The sequence below is a fragment of the Peribacillus sp. FSL P2-0133 genome (assembly GCF_037975445.1).
GTDB classification, from domain to species: Bacteria; Bacillota; Bacilli; order Bacillales; family DSM-1321; genus Peribacillus; species Peribacillus simplex_E.
Genome location: NZ_CP150254.1, coordinates 5454322 through 5471204, shown reverse-complemented (window position 1 = coordinate 5471204; position 16883 = coordinate 5454322). Strand labels below are relative to the sequence as shown.

18 protein-coding genes and 1 tRNA gene are annotated in these 16883 nt (G+C 43.0%); 16 read left to right on the top strand and 3 right to left on the bottom strand.

Annotated elements, in window-relative coordinates:
- Nucleotide 1 precedes the first annotated feature (1 nt).
- Both MKY17_RS26520 and MKY17_RS26515 read right to left on the bottom strand, forming a co-directional pair.
- Nucleotides 2–643 (bottom strand): class D sortase, encoded by a 642-nt coding sequence (locus MKY17_RS26520; RefSeq protein WP_179891062.1) that lies wholly within the window; start codon nucleotides 641–643, stop codon nucleotides 2–4.
- Nucleotide 644: 1 nt separating this feature from the next.
- Nucleotides 645–1703, bottom strand: coding sequence for a processed acidic surface protein (locus MKY17_RS26515; RefSeq protein WP_179891061.1), 1059 nt, complete (start codon nucleotides 1701–1703; stop codon nucleotides 645–647).
- 491 nt (nucleotides 1704–2194) lie between these two features.
- On the opposite strand from MKY17_RS26515, the gene MKY17_RS26510 reads away from it, so the two are divergent.
- The 15 genes from MKY17_RS26510 (at nucleotide 2195) to MKY17_RS26440 (ending at nucleotide 15734) form a co-directional block, all read left to right on the top strand.
- On the top strand, nucleotides 2195–3379 hold the full coding sequence (locus MKY17_RS26510) for an ATP phosphoribosyltransferase regulatory subunit (protein WP_098371557.1): 1185 nt from the start codon (nucleotides 2195–2197) through the stop codon (nucleotides 3377–3379).
- Complete coding sequence (gene hisG / locus MKY17_RS26505; protein WP_034311625.1) at nucleotides 3372–4001, top strand: ATP phosphoribosyltransferase; 630 nt, start codon at nucleotides 3372–3374, stop codon at nucleotides 3999–4001. The genes MKY17_RS26510 and hisG overlap by 8 nt, the downstream gene beginning before the upstream one ends.
- Before the next feature lie 26 nt (nucleotides 4002–4027).
- The gene (gene hisD, locus MKY17_RS26500) at nucleotides 4028–5314 is read left to right on the top strand and encodes a histidinol dehydrogenase (protein WP_098371556.1); all 1287 of its coding nucleotides are present in this window, start codon (nucleotides 4028–4030) and stop codon (nucleotides 5312–5314) included.
- A gap of 78 nt (nucleotides 5315–5392) precedes the next feature.
- Complete coding sequence (hisB, locus tag MKY17_RS26495) at nucleotides 5393–5980, top strand: imidazoleglycerol-phosphate dehydratase HisB (RefSeq protein ID WP_098371555.1); 588 nt, start codon at nucleotides 5393–5395, stop codon at nucleotides 5978–5980.
- Nucleotides 5981–6613: an imidazole glycerol phosphate synthase subunit HisH gene (hisH, locus tag MKY17_RS26490; RefSeq protein WP_098371554.1), complete on the top strand. Its 633-nt coding sequence runs from the start codon at nucleotides 5981–5983 to the stop codon at nucleotides 6611–6613.
- Nucleotides 6610–7344, top strand: coding sequence for a 1-(5-phosphoribosyl)-5-[(5-phosphoribosylamino)methylideneamino]imidazole-4-carboxamide isomerase (gene hisA / locus MKY17_RS26485; protein ID WP_098371553.1), 735 nt, complete (start codon nucleotides 6610–6612; stop codon nucleotides 7342–7344). The genes hisH and hisA overlap by 4 nt, the downstream gene beginning before the upstream one ends.
- Nucleotides 7345–8103 carry an imidazole glycerol phosphate synthase subunit HisF gene (gene hisF / locus MKY17_RS26480; RefSeq protein ID WP_098371552.1) on the top strand — a complete coding sequence of 253 codons (759 nt, stop codon included), beginning with the start codon at nucleotides 7345–7347 and terminating at the stop codon, nucleotides 8101–8103.
- On the top strand, nucleotides 8100–8756 hold the full coding sequence (gene hisIE, locus MKY17_RS26475; protein WP_098371551.1) for a bifunctional phosphoribosyl-AMP cyclohydrolase/phosphoribosyl-ATP diphosphatase HisIE: 657 nt from the start codon (nucleotides 8100–8102) through the stop codon (nucleotides 8754–8756). Before hisF ends, hisIE begins: the two co-directional genes overlap by 4 nt.
- A gap of 200 nt (nucleotides 8757–8956) precedes the next feature.
- The gene (locus MKY17_RS26470; RefSeq protein WP_098371550.1) at nucleotides 8957–10459 is read left to right on the top strand and encodes a tetratricopeptide repeat protein; all 1503 of its coding nucleotides are present in this window, start codon (nucleotides 8957–8959) and stop codon (nucleotides 10457–10459) included.
- A 103-nt stretch (nucleotides 10460–10562) separates the two neighbouring features.
- Nucleotides 10563–11510 carry a thioredoxin-disulfide reductase gene (gene trxB / locus MKY17_RS26465; protein WP_098371549.1) on the top strand — a complete coding sequence of 316 codons (948 nt, stop codon included), beginning with the start codon at nucleotides 10563–10565 and terminating at the stop codon, nucleotides 11508–11510.
- A 548-nt stretch (nucleotides 11511–12058) separates the two neighbouring features.
- Nucleotides 12059–12517 (top strand): 8-oxo-dGTP diphosphatase, encoded by a 459-nt coding sequence (locus tag MKY17_RS26460; RefSeq protein WP_098371662.1) that lies wholly within the window; start codon nucleotides 12059–12061, stop codon nucleotides 12515–12517.
- 42 nt (nucleotides 12518–12559) lie between these two features.
- Nucleotides 12560–13459, top strand: coding sequence for an RNase adapter RapZ (gene rapZ, locus MKY17_RS26455; protein WP_098371548.1), 900 nt, complete (start codon nucleotides 12560–12562; stop codon nucleotides 13457–13459).
- Nucleotides 13449–14435, top strand: a complete 987-nt coding sequence (locus tag MKY17_RS26450) for a YvcK family protein (RefSeq protein ID WP_098371547.1) — start codon at nucleotides 13449–13451, stop codon at nucleotides 14433–14435. Before rapZ ends, MKY17_RS26450 begins: the two co-directional genes overlap by 11 nt.
- 67 nt (nucleotides 14436–14502) lie before the next feature.
- Nucleotides 14503–15456 (top strand): DNA-binding protein WhiA, encoded by a 954-nt coding sequence (whiA, locus tag MKY17_RS26445; protein ID WP_098371546.1) that lies wholly within the window; start codon nucleotides 14503–14505, stop codon nucleotides 15454–15456.
- Between the two features lie 20 nt (nucleotides 15457–15476).
- Nucleotides 15477–15734: an HPr family phosphocarrier protein gene (locus MKY17_RS26440; RefSeq protein WP_048688029.1), complete on the top strand. Its 258-nt coding sequence runs from the start codon at nucleotides 15477–15479 to the stop codon at nucleotides 15732–15734.
- Nucleotides 15735–15830: 96 nt separating this feature from the next.
- On the opposite strand, the gene clpP is transcribed toward MKY17_RS26440, so the two are convergent.
- Complete coding sequence (gene clpP, locus MKY17_RS26435; protein WP_063233960.1) at nucleotides 15831–16439, bottom strand: ATP-dependent Clp endopeptidase proteolytic subunit ClpP; 609 nt, start codon at nucleotides 16437–16439, stop codon at nucleotides 15831–15833.
- A 289-nt stretch (nucleotides 16440–16728) separates the two neighbouring features.
- Between clpP and MKY17_RS26430 the strand changes: the two genes are divergently transcribed.
- A tRNA-Arg gene (locus MKY17_RS26430) sits at nucleotides 16729–16800 on the top strand.
- Nucleotides 16801–16883: the final 83 nt, after the last annotated feature.

Below are 16883 nucleotides of genomic sequence, written 5' to 3'. Positions count from 1 at the left end.
CTCATTTACCTATCTCCGATTTCAATAAATCGGCAACCAATACGTATCGTTCCGGTGCACTACCAATATATGAAAAAGGATAGCAGGTTGTTACTGTAAGTGTGGCTTTAGGCTTGGGAACGATCACGGTACGGTCATCTGCATCGACGATACGAACCTTCCTCACTTTATATGTAAACGTACCGGCTTCCGTCTTGGCAATCAGCAAGTCACCTTCGCCGACTTCACCTAAATCTCTGAAAATTGTATCTCGGTGACCGGATAAAACGGAATTATCCTTTTCACCGGGGAGGACGGACCCCGCATAATGACCGACGCCCTTTTCGAGTTCATCTTCGTCCGTTCCGTGATAAATTGGAAGTGTTGCCTCGATTTTTGGAATATAAAGCTCACCCATCAAATCACCTGTCTCCGGTCGTTCTTCATATAGTTCAAGCCCAACGGGAATATCAGCTTTCGTCTTCGGTTCGGGTAGCTTAGCCGTCGCTTCCAATGTGTCAGATTTATTCCATTTATATAGGGCATAGCCTTTTAACAGCGTATAGGCATTTGTAGTTGTAAAATAAAAACCTAAGGTTAAAATGCAAACAGCAGTGATAAGTAACGTTTTTTTCTTATGCTTGGATTGCCTATTTTTGCTCATCTTAATTAGTGAATCTCGCTTTTCTGATTAATCCGAAAGCGATACCCATCAACATTAAACCGATTAAAGCACCGAATAAGTAATTACCAGCCGTTTTAGGAAGCACTCCGCCTTTTTCCGTTTTATGTTCAGGTTTTGTGGGTTTTTTCTTTTCTTTTTTTACCTCAACCACTTTAGAAATGACCTCAGTGGACTGTTTAATGTCATTACCGGTTTCTTTCACTAAATCTGAACCGATCATTTCACCTGTCAATGTAAAATCTAGCAAAAAATTGCCGTTTAAATCATAAATGGAAACTAGTAAACTAGCATTCGTCAATTCCTTAAGCTGGAATAAAGCCTCAAGGGATAGGTTTGTCGTGACACCATCCTGAATTAAGGCGAATTTGAATTGAATTTGCAGCAAGCTTTGAAGATCATTATATATAGAAAGCAATTCTGCCACTTGTTCAGCAGATAATTCATCAATTGTTTCAAAATACTCGAGTTGATCCATCCGATCGGAGATCGCCATTAAACGAGCTTCAAAAGAAGGGTCTTCGACGATAGGTAAAAGGTGGTTCATGAATCTGTCCAGCTCTTCGTCTGTAAGGCCAATCTCAGTAAAGAGACCATCCATTAAATCGATGATCTCTTCATCATCATATTCCATCTCTTCCTCATCATAATCCATTTCTAAATCGATAATATCCTCAATGTCGTAAATGAAATGGAAGGTATCGATGATGGAATCCCCCTCTTCCAGTTCACCGTATTCTATTAATAATTCCTTAAGTTCAGCTTCTGTCATTTCATATTGTTTAAGTAGATTCTGTATGGTCTCAGGAGTGACGGTCGGTCCTAATGTATCACGCAACTCTTCTACCGATTTCAGTTCATTCAATGATAAGTCGTAATAGGATAAATACTCTTCCAATTCTTCTTGCGTCATTCTAACTTCAGAAAGGTATGCATTAAGCTCTTCCTGGTTGATCTTAGTTGCCGCAAAAGCCTTCGTTCCGCTTATACCCAGTGAAAAAAGAACGATAAGTGCCACAAAAAATGAAAAAAATTTCTTCACTCCCATTTCCCCCTAAAATTTTATAATATTACCAAACTCCTAAATATTATAAAACAGCTAAACCAAAAGGTATACATTAATAACAATGAATGGCTAAAGATAGTAAGAAATATTCGGGTAAAAAGGTACAACTCTTTCCATTTGGACTTAAAACGATCATGAAGAATATCCAACACCGCCGTTGTATTGAAGTAATGGAATTAGGCATATTTTCCTTGACGTAAGGTGGGGGCAGGGGTAAACTATTAATAACTTCAACCTACTACCATATTAGCGAACTAAAGTGTTCTAGTAGAATATTGTGATTATTTATATTATTATGTCAGTTTATTTGATACTATTTTTATATGTTGTCCGAAATTTGGATTTAAGCGTGAAACCTTGGAAAGATAAAGGGATAAACAAAATTAGGAATGGGTGCATCGGTTTTTGCCCATAGGCGGACCGATTGGATATAGATAGTAATCAAAATTTCAAAAGGATGTGCAGTCGTGACAAAGCCATTTATGTTTGAAAAACCATTAGGCATGAGAGATACATTGCCGGTGCTGTATGAAACGAAAGTGTCGGCCAGAAATAAAATGAGTGATGAAATCAAGAAGTGGGGCTATCAATTTATTGAAACGCCTGCTTTGGAATATTATGAAACAATTGGCGATGCTTCGGCAATCTTGGATCAACAGTTGTTTAAACTTCTTGATTCCCAGGGGCATACGCTCGTACTCCGTCCCGAGATGACAGCTCCCATTGCACGCGTCGCAGCATCCAAACTGTTAAAACAGCAAATTCCGCTTCGCCTGGCCTATTCCGCGAATGTATACCGCGCACAGCAGCGTGAAGGAGGCAGGCCGGCAGAATTCGAACAGATTGGGATTGAATGCATCGGAAATAAGTCTATAAGTGCCGATGCTGAAATGATTGCCCTGCTTGCGGATGCTCTAAAGGCTGCAGGGCTTCAGGAATTTAAGATTTCCATTGGACATATCGGATTTCTGCAAGAATTTTTCTTAAGCATTCTAGGTACGGAGGAAAGAGCCTCTATATTAAGGAAGTTTTTGTATGAAAAAAATTATGTCGGTTATCGCGAGCATGTTAAATCACTACCGCTTTCATCCATTGATAAACAACGGCTTATCGAATTTACCTCATTAAGGGGCAATGAAGGAACCCTGAACAAGGCGCTAGGGTTGGTTGAAAATAATAAAGGGCAAGATTCTTTGGCTGAACTGAAGGAATTGTCTGCGCAGCTGAAAGAATTTGACGTTGAACAATATGTGAGCTTCGACTTAACATTGGTCAGTCATATGAGTTATTACACGGGAACTTTATTTGAAGTGTATGCCGGGCAAGTGGGTTCGCCAATCGGCAATGGCGGCCGGTATGATAATCTGCTTGCGAAGTTCGGCTGGAATGCTTCGGCCACAGGTTTTGCACTCCGGGTGGATCGTCTTGCAGAAGCTCTTGGGGAGCCGATCCAGCCTGTAGCGCCAGAATGCATTTTATTCAGTCCCGAACGGAGATTGGAAGCAATACAATTTGCAAGAAAAAAACGCGCCGAAGGGAAAATAGTAACGATTCAAGATATTACGGTCGTCCAGAATGTCGATGCTTTTACACGGACATTTTCTGAAGTTCATTTATTCGTAGGGAATGGGGGGAATGGAAAAGATGAATAATAGCTTTTTAACGATTGCCATGCCGAAAGGGAGAATATTTGAAGAAGCGGCAGAGCTGTTAAGAAGGGCCGGTTTTCGTCTCCCTCCCGAGTTTGATGATTCCCGGAAATTGATCCTTGAAGTGGAAGAGGAGAATCTGCGGTTCATTTTAGCAAAACCGATGGATGTCGTAACATATGTGGAACACGGTGTCGCTGACATTGGAATTGCAGGGAAGGATGTCATGTTAGAAGAAGAACGTGATGTCTATGAGTTACTTGATTTGAAAATCAGTGCCTGCTACTTGGCTGTAGCTGGATTGCCTGGTACGAAAATAAGTGACATCGCCCCCAAAATAGCCAGTAAATACCCGAACGTTGCTTCCAGTTATTTTCGCGAGCAGGGGGAGCAAGTTGAGATTATAAAGTTGAATGGGTCAATTGAGTTAGCACCGTTAATCGGTTTAGCTGAACGAATCGTCGATATCGTTTCAACGGGGCGGACATTGAAGGAAAACGGTCTTGTGGAATATGCGAAAATTGCCAATGTGACTTCGAGGCTGGTAGCAAACCCTGTCAGCTATCGAATTAAAGAAGCAAGGATTACCGAAATCGTGGAACGGCTAGCAGAAATTATTGAATAGTAAAGAATCGCTAATGAGGTGAAGGTATGAAAATAGAACGGTTTGCTGAAGGGATTTCACTGAAACGCTCGGTTGAAGCAGGTACTGCCGATCAAAGAAAAGCGGTTCAGGATATTATTTATGATGTCAGGAAAAGCGGAAACGCCGCTTTACATACCTATACCGAACGTTTCGATGGTGTCAGTCCAGGGGAATTACTTGTATCGGAACAGGAAATGGAAGAAGCGACTGCGGCCTTATCTGCTGAGCAGCTTGATATTATTCAAGAAGCTGCAAATAATATTCGAATGTTTCACGAGAAACAAATTCGAAATTCATGGTTTACGACTGATGATACGGGAACGATGCTAGGACAAAAATTGACACCTCTTGATGCTGTAGGTGTTTATGTACCTGGAGGCACAGCTGCATATCCTTCGTCAGTATTGATGAATGTGTTGCCTGCGAAGGCCGCGGGGGTGGAACGGATCGTTATGGTTTCACCTCCAGGAAAAGATGGGAAATTATCGCCAGCGGTTTTGGCAGCTGCCAGAATTGCCGGAGTGAAGGAAATCTATAAAGTTGGCGGGGCCCAGGCCATAGCTGCTCTCGCTTATGGGACGGAAACAATTAAGAAAGTGGATAAAATAGTGGGTCCGGGAAATATATATGTGGCGTTAGCGAAGCGTGAAGTATTCGGTGATGTTGCCATTGATATGATAGCAGGACCAAGTGAAATAGCCATATTGGCGGATGAATCGGCCATCGCTGCAGAAGTTGCGGCAGACTTGCTATCACAGGCGGAGCATGATGCCCGAGCATGCAGTGTTTTGGTGACGACGTCAACGGCACTTGCAGAAGAAGTGGCAGCAGAAGTGACCAAGCAGGTGGCGTTACTTCCACGCCATGATATTGCTGCAGCATCCATAAGGGATTACGGACGAATCGTTGTATGCGGGAATATGGCAGAAGCTGTTGAAGCGATTAATGAACTTGCACCGGAACATTTGGAAATTGTGGCTAAAGATGCACTTGAAATCATGGCTAAAATCCGCCATGCCGGGGCAATCTTCATTGGCCGCTTTAGTTCGGAGCCCGTCGGGGATTATTTTGCAGGTCCCAACCATGTGTTGCCTACAAATGGAACTGCCCGTTTTTCCAGCCCGCTGAATGTGGATGATTTCCAAAAGAAATCGAGCGTCATCATGTATAGTGAAACAGCCTTCCGCAAAAATGCAGAAAAGATCGCAGCATTTGCACGGATGGAAGGACTAGAGGCTCATGCCCGGGCCATTGAATCACGTGGTGTGAATGAATCCGGGGAAAAGTCCTGAATTATTAAAATAAGTGAAATCGCTGATATAAAGACTTTTGACATGCTTTTACATCTTGGGAATTGAGGAGGAGTTGTAATGGAACGTTTTGCTAGTGTGGAGCGAAAGACGAATGAAACGGAAATAAGCTTGAAGTTTGGTGTGGATGGGGAAGGTAATTCCTCCATTAAGACGGGCGTTCCGTTTATGACGCATATGCTGGATTTGTTCACGAAACACGGGAAGTTTGATTTGACTGTAGATGCAAACGGGGATACAGATGTGGATGATCATCATACAACTGAAGATATTGGCATTTGCTTGGGGCAGACGTTATTGGAGGCCCTTGGAGACAAGAGCGGGATAAAGCGTTACGGAAATGCTTTCGTACCTATGGATGAAGCACTTGCCCAGGTTGTCATTGATTTAAGCAATCGTCCGCACCTGGAGTTCCGGGCTGAATTTCCTTCGCAAAAGGTCGGTACTTTCGATACTGAACTGGTGCACGAGTTTCTTTGGAAGTTCGCTCTTGAAGCCAGGATGAATCTGCATGTAGTCGTTCATTACGGACACAACACACACCATATGATCGAAGCAATATTCAAAGCGCTTGGACGTGCATTGGATGAAGCTACGACCATCGATCCACGTGTCAAAGGCATCCCTTCGACGAAAGGAATGTTGTAAATGATCGGGATCGTCGATTATGGCATGGGGAATTTATTTTCCGTAAGCAAAGGGCTGGAGCGCCTTGGTGCCGATTCATTCATTTCCGATGACCCAAATGAACTTTCAAAGTCGAATGGGATCATACTTCCCGGCGTTGGCTCTTTCAGGGATGCCATGAGTCTCTTGGAAAAACAAAAGCTGGATGAATTCCTGAAGGAATATGTAGCCGATGGAGGGTATCTTTTAGGCATCTGCCTAGGTATGCAGCTTCTCTTTGATGAAAGTGAGGAAAATGGACCTGCAAAAGGATTATCCCTCATCCCAGGTAAAGTCGTTCGTTTTAAAGGAGTGGATGCGAATGACCAGGTTTATAAAGTGCCGCACATGGGCTGGAATCGTCTTGAATTTAAACAGGCGTCACAAGTGAATGAGGGACTGGAAGAGGAACATGTTTATTTCGTCCATTCTTACTACGCCGATACGGATGAATCATTCGTTACCGCTTCGGCGACGTATGATGTGGAAGTGCCGGCGATCGTCGGTAAAGGGAATGTATTCGGCATGCAGTTCCATCCGGAAAAAAGCGGGAAGATGGGCATGTCACTCTTGAGAAATTATCTGTCATTAGTAGAAGGGAAGGAAGAAGCATGAGCAACTTTACTATTTACCCGGCGATTGATATGCGCGGAGGCAAATGCGTCCGCTTAATCCAGGGAGATTACAATCAGGAAACCGTTTATGGCGATTCCCCCTTCGATATGGCTAAAAGCTTTGCAGACCAAGGAGCCGATTGGATACATATGGTCGATCTTGACGGAGCTAAAGAGGGAGTGCGCATCAATGATTCATACGTAATTAAAGCTGCAAGTGAGTTAGGGGCCCGCATTCAAATCGGCGGCGGCATCCGTACGGAACAGGATATAGCCCATTACCTGGATAATGGAGTGGAACGTGTCATTCTAGGCAGCACGGCCGTTTCAGACCCTGATTTCACTAAAGATATGATTAGGAAATATGGAAGCCATATCGCAATCGGGATAGATGCGAAAGATGGCATGGTAGCCACTCATGGTTGGCTTCAAACTTCTGGAACCCTTGCGGTAGATCTTGGAAAATTACTGGCCGATGCTGGTGCAGAGACCTTTATCGTGACTGATATCGCGACGGATGGCATGCTTTCAGGTCCGAATGTGAAAGGTATATTGGCCATGGCGGAGGCAACTGGTAAAAACGTGATCGCTTCGGGAGGCATTAGTTCACTCGAAGACCTTGTCACCCTCAAAGAGTATGAAGCCCAAGGAATTGCAGGGGCAATCATTGGCAAAGCAATTTATACCAATCGCTTTACTGTAGAAGAAGCACTAGAAAAGGTGCGTGGTTAAATGCTCACTAAACGAATTATTCCATGCCTCGATGTAAAGGACGGGCGCGTAGTTAAAGGTATACAATTTGTTTCCCTTAGGGATGCTGGAGATCCGGTCGAACTTGCATCCTTTTACGACCAAGAAGGTGCCGATGAGCTTGTCTTCCTTGATATTTCGGCATCACATGAAGGCAGGGAAACGATCGTCGACGTCGTTCAAGCGGTAGCGGGCAGCTTGGCAATCCCGTTCACGGTGGGCGGCGGCATAAATTCATTGGCGGATATGAAGAAGATCTTACGAGCCGGTGCCGATAAGGTATCCTTAAATACAGCAGCCATTCTGCGCCCTGATTTAATAAATGAAGGTGCTGATTATTTTGGTTCCCAATGTATCGTTGTCGCCATAGACGCCCGATATGATGAAGAGCTTGGGTCATGGCGCGTCTATACCCACGGCGGTCGGAAACCGACTGAATGGGAAGTGATCGAGTGGGCGAAGGAAGCCGTAATCCGCGGTGCAGGTGAAATTTTATTGACAAGCATGGATTGTGACGGCGAGAAAAAAGGGTTTAATGTCGCTTTGACAAAAGCGGTATCTGAAGCCGTTTCAGTGCCGGTCATCGCCTCAGGCGGGGCTGGTAACGCCGAGCATTTCCAGGAAGCTTTCCAAGAAGGAAAAGCCGACGCAGCATTAGCCGCATCGATTTTTCATTATAAAGAAACATCCGTCAAAGAAGTCAAAGCGTTTCTCAAACAACAAGGAGTGGTTGTACGATGAATCTTGAAACTATTAAATACGACGAAAAAGGCCTGGTACCGGCAATTATTCAAGATGCAGGAACCGGCGAAGTGCTGACACTTGCTTACATGAACCAAGAATCGCTGCAATTGTCGATTGAAAAAGGTGAAACGGTCTTCTTCAGCCGTTCGCGCAATGAATTATGGCATAAAGGGGCGACCAGCGGCAATACCCAGAAAATCATCGAAATGAAGTATGACTGCGATCAAGATGCATTGGTCGTTCGGGTCGCTCCTGCAGGTCCTGCTTGCCATACAGGGGCAACAAGCTGTTTTAGTGAAACGATTTACCGAAACAGTGAAGCCGGACAAGACGTGAAGGCGAATGTGTCTTTCTTGACGGAATTGGAAAGATTGATTGAAAAAAGAAAATCGGAAATGCCTGAAGGTTCATATACTACCTACCTATTCGATAAGGGCGTTGATAAGATCCTGAAAAAAGTCGGTGAAGAAGCGGCAGAAGTGATCATTGCTGCCAAGAACCGGGATGCAGAGGAACTTTCGATGGAAAGCGCCGATCTCCTCTATCACTTATTCGTTCTTCTTCGGGAGCAGGAGTTGCCTTTCCAAGCAGTGCTTGATGTATTGAAGGCTAGACATGCCGATAAGGACGAACCGAAAGAAACCGAATGAATGGTGATTGCCCTCCGTCAATAGAGGGCTTTTTTTGTATTTACGACTAATCTTGAATCCCCATTTGGCTAGGGATATAATTCGATTTTTTCTTAAAGAAAGCATGGTAATTACCGTTTTCCATTTTCTTGAATTGTTCGGCAAATATTCTCCAATATGTTATAATACTATGGTTAATCAACTTGTAGATGGAGGATTACATGAGTAAAGACTCTAAATTTGGCCAACAGGCAAAAATTCTAACTTTTCACCCAACAGGTGAGTATTATTTCACCAAGGGTTTAAAAGCTTATCATAGACGAGAATTACCTAAATCAAAAAAATACCTGGAACGTGCGCTGGAACTTGAACCGGCTGAACCGATGATAGCCTGTCAATTGGCAATCACCTGCTCGGAAATCGGTGAATATAATTATTCAAACAACCTATTGGAAAACATCTTGGATGTGATGGATCCCTATATGTCCGAATGTCATTACTTCCTGGCGAATAATTATGCCCACTTAGGCATGTTCAAGGAGGCTTATCGTCACGCCAGTGCTTATCTTGATAAAGAAGAAGACGGGGAGTTCAGCGATGACGCAGAGGATCTGCTTGAACTGATAACTTTTGAGTCGGATGAGTCAGAAGAAAACCCCTTTAAGCATGATGGGCTCATTACCAAACAGGAACAAGCCCGTGACTACCTGGAATCAGGCAATTTCCCGAAGGCAATCGAAGTCCTGAAAGAAACGATTGCCGAGTACGAGGATTACTGGTCTGCTTATAATAACCTGGCACTTGCCTATTTCTATCTTGGTCAAGTAAATGAAGCTTTTGAAACACTTGATGAGGTACTGGAAAAAAGTCCGGGAAACCTGCATGCGCTTTGTAACCTTGTTGTTTTTCATCATTATCAACAGGATGAAGCGAAGGTTGAAGAGCTCATACAAATGCTGGAGAAAATTCGGCCGATGCTATCCGAACATCGTTTCAAGCTTGGAGCGACCTTCGCTTTGATCGGAAACTATGCTTCTGCATTTAAATGGCTGAAAGGACTCCAAAAGCAAGGGTTCGAGGGAGATGGAACCTTCTACTATTGGCTTACCATTTCCGCTTACCACTTAGGCCATGAACAGGCTGCCAAAAAGGCATGGAAAAAGGTCGTGGAAATGAACCCGGAAAAGGAAGGCATGGAGCCTTGGGGAGATATGAATGCAACTTCAGATGGTTTTGAACATCATTTTCCTTCTATTATAAAAAGACTGGAAAGTGAATTCATCGAAGAAAGGCTGTTTGCCATTTTCCTTCTGAAACATTCGGTTCATAAACAGAAGCTATTGAAAAACCAGGTCCTCAACCTAAACCAGAATTTCACTGATTTGGAACGTGATTATGCCGAACTTGTTCAAGTTCCTGCTAAAGATCGCCAATTAACACCGATTGATTTTGCCGATCGTACAGCTGAGTTATTATATCGGCATTTCCAACCGATACAATTAAATGAAGCCGGGCTCTATTTAATGTGGTTTTCCGTCTTCATCGAAGCGGTGAAATCCGAGCAGAAGTTAAATAATCCAGCAGGCTGGGCATCTGCTGTGGAGTACGTGTGGAATCAGCTTAAAAATGAGAAGGCGAGCAAACAGGCAATCGCAGACAAACATCTTATATCGGTGTCCACCTTATCGAAGTACGTAAAGTTGGTTGAAAACTTACTGGGATGAGCAGATATTTGGACGAAAAATTATTTGTTATATAGGATATTAGGTAGGGAACACTAACCGTAGTGAAGGTTCCATTTGCAATGGAATATGGAGGAGTGAAAACATGTCTGAAAAAATTTATGACGTTGTTATTATTGGAGCTGGTCCTGCAGGGATGACGGCGGCTGTCTATACATCACGTGCGAACCTTTCAACATTGATGTTAGAACGCGGAGTACCGGGCGGACAAATGGCCAATACTGAGGAAGTAGAAAATTATCCTGGATTTGACACAATACTCGGACCTGAACTTTCAACGAAAATGTTTGATCATGCAAAGAAATTCGGTGCAGAGTATGCCTATGGGGATGTTAAGGAAATCATTGACGGTGAAGAGTATAAAACGATCAAAGCCGGTTCCAAGGAATTCAAAGCACGTTCAATCATCATTTCATCTGGTGCCGAATACAAGAAAATCGGTGTTCCTGGCGAAAAAGAATTGGGCGGCCGCGGTGTATCGTATTGTGCAGTTTGTGATGGTGCTTTCTTCAAGCAAAAAGAACTGTTCGTTATCGGCGGCGGAGACTCTGCTGTTGAAGAGGGTGTGTACTTAACCCGTTTTGCTTCAAAAGTGACGATCGTTCACAGACGTGACGAACTTCGTGCTCAAAAGATTCTTCAAGATCGTGCATTTGCCAATGAGAAAATTAACTTCATCTGGAATCATACTTTGAAGGAAATCAATGAAAAAGGCGGCAAAGTCGGCGGTGTCACTCTAGTTTCCACTGAAAACGGAGAAGAGACAGTGATGGACGCAGACGGTGTATTCATTTATATCGGAATGCTTCCGCTAACTACACCATTTGAGAACTTGGGCATCTTGAATTCCGCAGGCTATATTGAAACGAATGATCGGATGGAAACACGCGTCCCTGGTATTTTTGCGGCTGGTGACGTTCGTGAAAAAACATTGCGCCAAATCGTTACAGCTACAGGCGATGGAAGCATTGCCGCTCAATCCGCTCAGCATTTTGTTGAGGAACTTCAAGAAAAATTGCAGCCAAAGGCTTGATTTCAAGAATATACAATCGTAATTCCGTTTTAACGACGTTGTAACACGGGTGAAATAATAATTGGGTATAGTATAGGTAGAAGTTGACCCCCTTTAATTATAAACGTTTAAGGACACAGATTGAGTTTCTGTGTCTTTTTTTTGTTTTCCGGCTTTGAGACTATATCTTTTGTTCCAATTTTTAGGGTGTTTTTTAAATGGTTTTTAATGTGAAGTAAGCCAGCCCTTTGCATTTAGGCAGCGAAAGCGGAGAAGAATAGGAGTTAAGCAGGATAAAGGCTTGCCTATGTGATTCCTTGCGAATGAATATTCCCCCAATGCAGGAAGTTTACTTTATTGTTAGCTCATTTCAAAAATAGTATAATGATAAGATATACTAAACATAATCTTTCATAATGGTAAGAAGATGAAAAATACAACTTGTTTGAACTATTAGCATTTATAAATCGCTAAATGGATATCTAGCGGCGGTTTAAGGATATAAACTGAACCTCTTCAATATGGGGGAAGGTTTCTATAGTCGAGCAGATCCAATTGAGGTGAAGAACGTGCAACGTGTCACAAACTGTGTATTGATAAAAGATAATCAAATCCTCTTATTGAAAAAGCCTAGACGCGGATGGTGGGTAGCTCCAGGCGGCAAGATGGAACCTGGGGAATCTGTACGCGATGCTTGCATTAGGGAATATCGCGAAGAAACGGGCGTTTATTTAAAAAACCCTTCCATCAAAGGTATTTTCACCTTCATTATGAAGGACGGAGATAAAGTTTTGTCAGAATGGATGATGTTCACTTTCTTTGCAACGGATTCCGATGGTATAAATGTGGATGTTTGTGAAGAAGGGGAACTTAGCTGGCATCCGGTTGAAGATGTTAAAAAGCTGTTGATGGCTGAAGGTGATTTTCACATCCTGGACTATATGGTTCATGGAAGTGGGATCATCTATGGAACGTTTACCTATACGCCTGAATTTAAGCTGCTTTCTTACCGATTGGATCCAGGTTAATTTTAAAATATAAAAAAAGATATACATGGGGGCGGAGAAACTATGAGTACAGGGCAGATGAGTGAAACGCAATTGGTCATCATTACCGGAATGTCCGGAGCAGGTAAGACAGTGGCGGTTCAAAGTTTTGAAGACCTCGGCTTTTTTTGCGTCGATAATTTGCCGCCCACGCTATTGCCAAAGTTTTTGGAGTTAATGAAGGACTCCGGGAATAAGATGAATAAAGTGGCCCTTGTCATGGATTTAAGGGGAAGGGAGTTTTTTGATTCCTTATTTCTTGCACTGGATAATTTAACGGATACAGCTGCAGTATCACCAAGAATCCTTTTTCTTGAAGCTGATGATGATTCCTTGGTACGCAGATATAAGGAAACGAGAAGGACCCACCCCCTTGCTCCATTAGGCCGGCCGTTGGAAGGCATTAAAATGGAACGGGAACTTTTGGACGAATTGAAGGGAAGGGCTCAATTGATCTTTAATACTTCCCAACTGAAACCGCGCGAATTGAGGGAGAAAATCGCTTCGGAATTTTCTGCCGATAAAAGTGTCGGTTTTACACTCAATGTCATGTCGTTCGGGTTCAAACATGGCCTGCCCATAGATGCCGACCTTGTGTTTGATGTACGTTTCCTGCCAAATCCATATTATATTGACCATATGAGGCCAAGGACTGGCTTGGAACAGGAAGTGTCGAGTTACGTTTTAAAATGGAGTGAGACGCAAAAGTTCTTGGAAAAAGTGACCGATCTGCTTGCATTCATGCTTCCATATTATAAACGTGAAGGGAAGGCACAGCTTGTTGTTGCGATTGGATGTACAGGCGGTCAGCACCGTTCAGTAGCGTTGACGGAGTATATTTCAAACCACTTCAAAAAGGATTACAGGGTTCAAGTATCACATCGCGATATCGAAAAAAGTAAGGGGAAAGCAGATGTTAAATAAGAAGAAACAACCTAAGGTTGTGATCATTGGAGGGGGAACCGGCCTTCCCGTTTTGTTGAGAGGGTTAAAGAAGCATCCAGTGGATATTACGGCAATCGTTACGGTAGCTGATGATGGTGGCAGTTCAGGCCGCCTTCGCGAGGATATGGATATCCCCGCTCCGGGGGATATTCGTAACGTGCTGGCTGCGTTATCGGATGTAGAGCCCCTTGTTGAACAAATGTTTCAACATCGCTTTCAGAGTAAAAATGAGTTGTCCGGGCATTCGCTGGGGAATTTGATACTGGCGGCAATGACCTCGTTGACAGGCGATTTCGTCCATGCGATCCAGGAAATGAGTAAATTTCTTAATGTCCGCGGTAAAGTGCTCCCGGCTGCCAACCAAAGTGTGGTTCTCCATGCGGAGATGGATGACGGAACGATTGTTACAGGAGAATCCAAGATCCCCTTCTCAGGAAAGAAAATAAAAAAAGTTTTTCTGTCTCCTCATCATATAAAGCCGCTCAGTGAAACTCTCCAGGAAATCAAGCAGGCAGATCTTATTGTCATAGGTCCAGGAAGTCTATATACTAGCATTCTGCCTAACTTACTTGTCCCTGGCCTAGGAGAAGAGGTTGCCCGTTCCAAGGCTAAGAAGGTGTACATTTGCAATTTGATGACACAAGCCGGCGAGACGCTGGATTATAGTGCGAGCGATCATATAAAAGCGATATATGACCATATGGGAAATGCATATATTGACAGGATACTTGTTAATAATGAGGAAATACCAACCGAGATTCAGCAACGCTATCAAGCTGAATATGCCAAACCGGTCATGTATGATGTGGAAAGTTTAAAACGGATGGGTCTTGAAATCATACAAGAACGCATTTTCAGCTACGAGGGGAATGTAATACGCCATGACACGAAAAAAGTGGCGGATTTGCTTTATAATATGCTTGTAAATGAAACTAAAAGCCCTATAATACCGTAGATATAAGCGGGGACGGTTTTTTGATTGATAAAAATAGATTACTTGCGTTCGATTGGGGGTGAAATGGATGTCTTTTGCTTCAGAAACGAAAAAAGAGCTTACTACATTAGAGGGAAAGGATTGCTGCGGTAGGGCGGAATTATGTGCGCTTATCCGGATGAACGGATCCCTTTCATTTTCTAATCGGAAGCTTGTTGTGGATATTCAAACTGAGAATGCTGCGATTGCCAGAAGGATTTATACGCTGCTGAAAAAAAGTTATGAGGTCCAGGTCGAGCTGTTGGTCCGTAAAAAGATGAAGCTAAAAAAGAATAATGTATATATTGTCAGGATGTCATCCGGAGGGCAGCGGGTTTTAACCGATTTGGAAATTTTAGGCGATGGCTTTGAAATTCTCCATGATATATCCGATACTATTGTTGGGAAGAAATGCTGTAAGCGTTCTTACCTGAGAGGTGCATTTCTTGCGGGGGGTTCGGTAAATAATCCGGAAACGTCTTCCTATCACCTCGAGATTTTCTCACTTTATAAAGAGCACAATGATGCCCTATGTGAGCTAATGAATAAGTTTGGCTTGAAGGCCAAGACGCTTGAACGCAAGAAAGGGTACATCATTTATTTGAAAGAAGCCGAAAAAATTGCCGAGTTTTTAAGTATAGTTGGCGCCCATTCAGCTTTATTAAGGTTCGAGGATGTACGGATTGTCCGTGATATGCGTAATTCAGTGAATCGGCTTGTGAATTGTGAAACAGCCAATTTGAACAAAACGATCGGGGCCTCATTGCGCCAGGTTGAAAATATCCATTATATCGAGGATACGGTAGGACTAAGCATTTTACCGGATAAGCTTCGGGAAATTGCGGAGCTTAGGATAGCGTTTCAGGATATAACCTTAAAGGAACTTGGGGAAATGGTATCCGGGGGAACCATCAGTAAGTCCGGGATTAATCACCGATTACGAAAGATTGATGAAATAGCTGACAGGCTCCGTGGGGGAGAGGCTATTGCTGCGAAAAAATAAAGCTAATAGGGGAGATCAAGATGGTGGAAAAACAAGTTGAGGTAAAATTGAAGACGGGTTTGCAAGCGCGGCCGGCGGCTCTTTTTGTACAAGAAGCTAACCGCTTTCATTCAGATGTTTTTCTTGAAAAAGAAGGAAAGAAAGTGAATGCAAAAAGTATAATGGGGTTAATGAGCCTTGCCATCAGTTCTGGCGTGTCCGTTAAGTTAATCGTCGAAGGACGCGATGAAAAAGAAGCGTTAGAGGCATTGGAAGAGTTCGTTCAGCAAGAGGGTTAAAAGAAAAGGATGCCTAAAAGTGCATCCTTTTTTTTATAATGTAAAAAAGGCTACGGAAGTCGCTTAAGGCGATCTCCGGAGCCTTTTGTTGCATAATTATTTAGAGTCTTTTTTGTCATCAAGGATGCTGCGCGTGATGACTTTGTCAATCAAGCCATATTCAAGAGCTCTTTCGGAAGTCATGAAGTTATCACGTTCCGTATCTCTTTGAAGGACTTCAATAGGTTGACCAGTACGTTCTGCCAGGATTTGGTTCAGTTTATCTTTCAAGTGAAGGATACGGCGGGCAGCAATTTCAATTTCAGTAGCTTGACCTTGAGCTCCTCCAAGCGGTTGGTGAATCATGACTTCACTGTTTGGCAATGCATAACGTTTGCCTTTTTCGCCAGCAGCCAATAGGAAAGCGCCCATGGAAGCGGCCATACCGATGCATACTGTGGATACATTAGGTTTGATATATTGCATAGTATCATAAATGGCCATACCGGAAGTGATGCTTCCGCCAGGGCTGTTGATGTATAGAGTGATATCTTTTTCAGGGTTTTCCGCTTCTAAAAATAGTAATTGAGCAACAATGGAGTTGGAAACATTATCGTCAATTGCACTTCCTAGCATAATGATCCGGTCTTTTAATAAACGGGAGTAAATATCGTAGGCACGCTCCCCACGACTTGTTTGTTCGATAACTGTAGGAATTAAATTCATGTTCATTTCCTCCTTCGATTAAGAGAATCATTTAAATTCTTTATGTATGTATGATACACTTTTTGGTCAATTTAGGTCAAACAAAACAAACCCTTTAATGGATAATTTGTTCGACAATTTTCTGGCTAAGGCTCCTTCCTGATAGATTACTTTATATATTATGCCGCACAGGGATGATTTTCCACATTACCCATAATACCCAAAAGACAAAGTTTTAAACCTGATAACCCTTGCAAAGAAGGGGATTCTATCATATAATGAAGTCTGTTAAAAAAATATTTTCTATTACGCCCTCGTAGTGCAACGGATAGAACGCAAGCCTCCGAAGCTTGAAATGCAGGTTCGATTCCTGCCGAGGGCATTACCAATCTTCTGCTTAATAAAGTGGGGGATTTTTTATTGGGCATTTTTAAGCGGTTCCATAAGATTTTTGGAGAATTTACT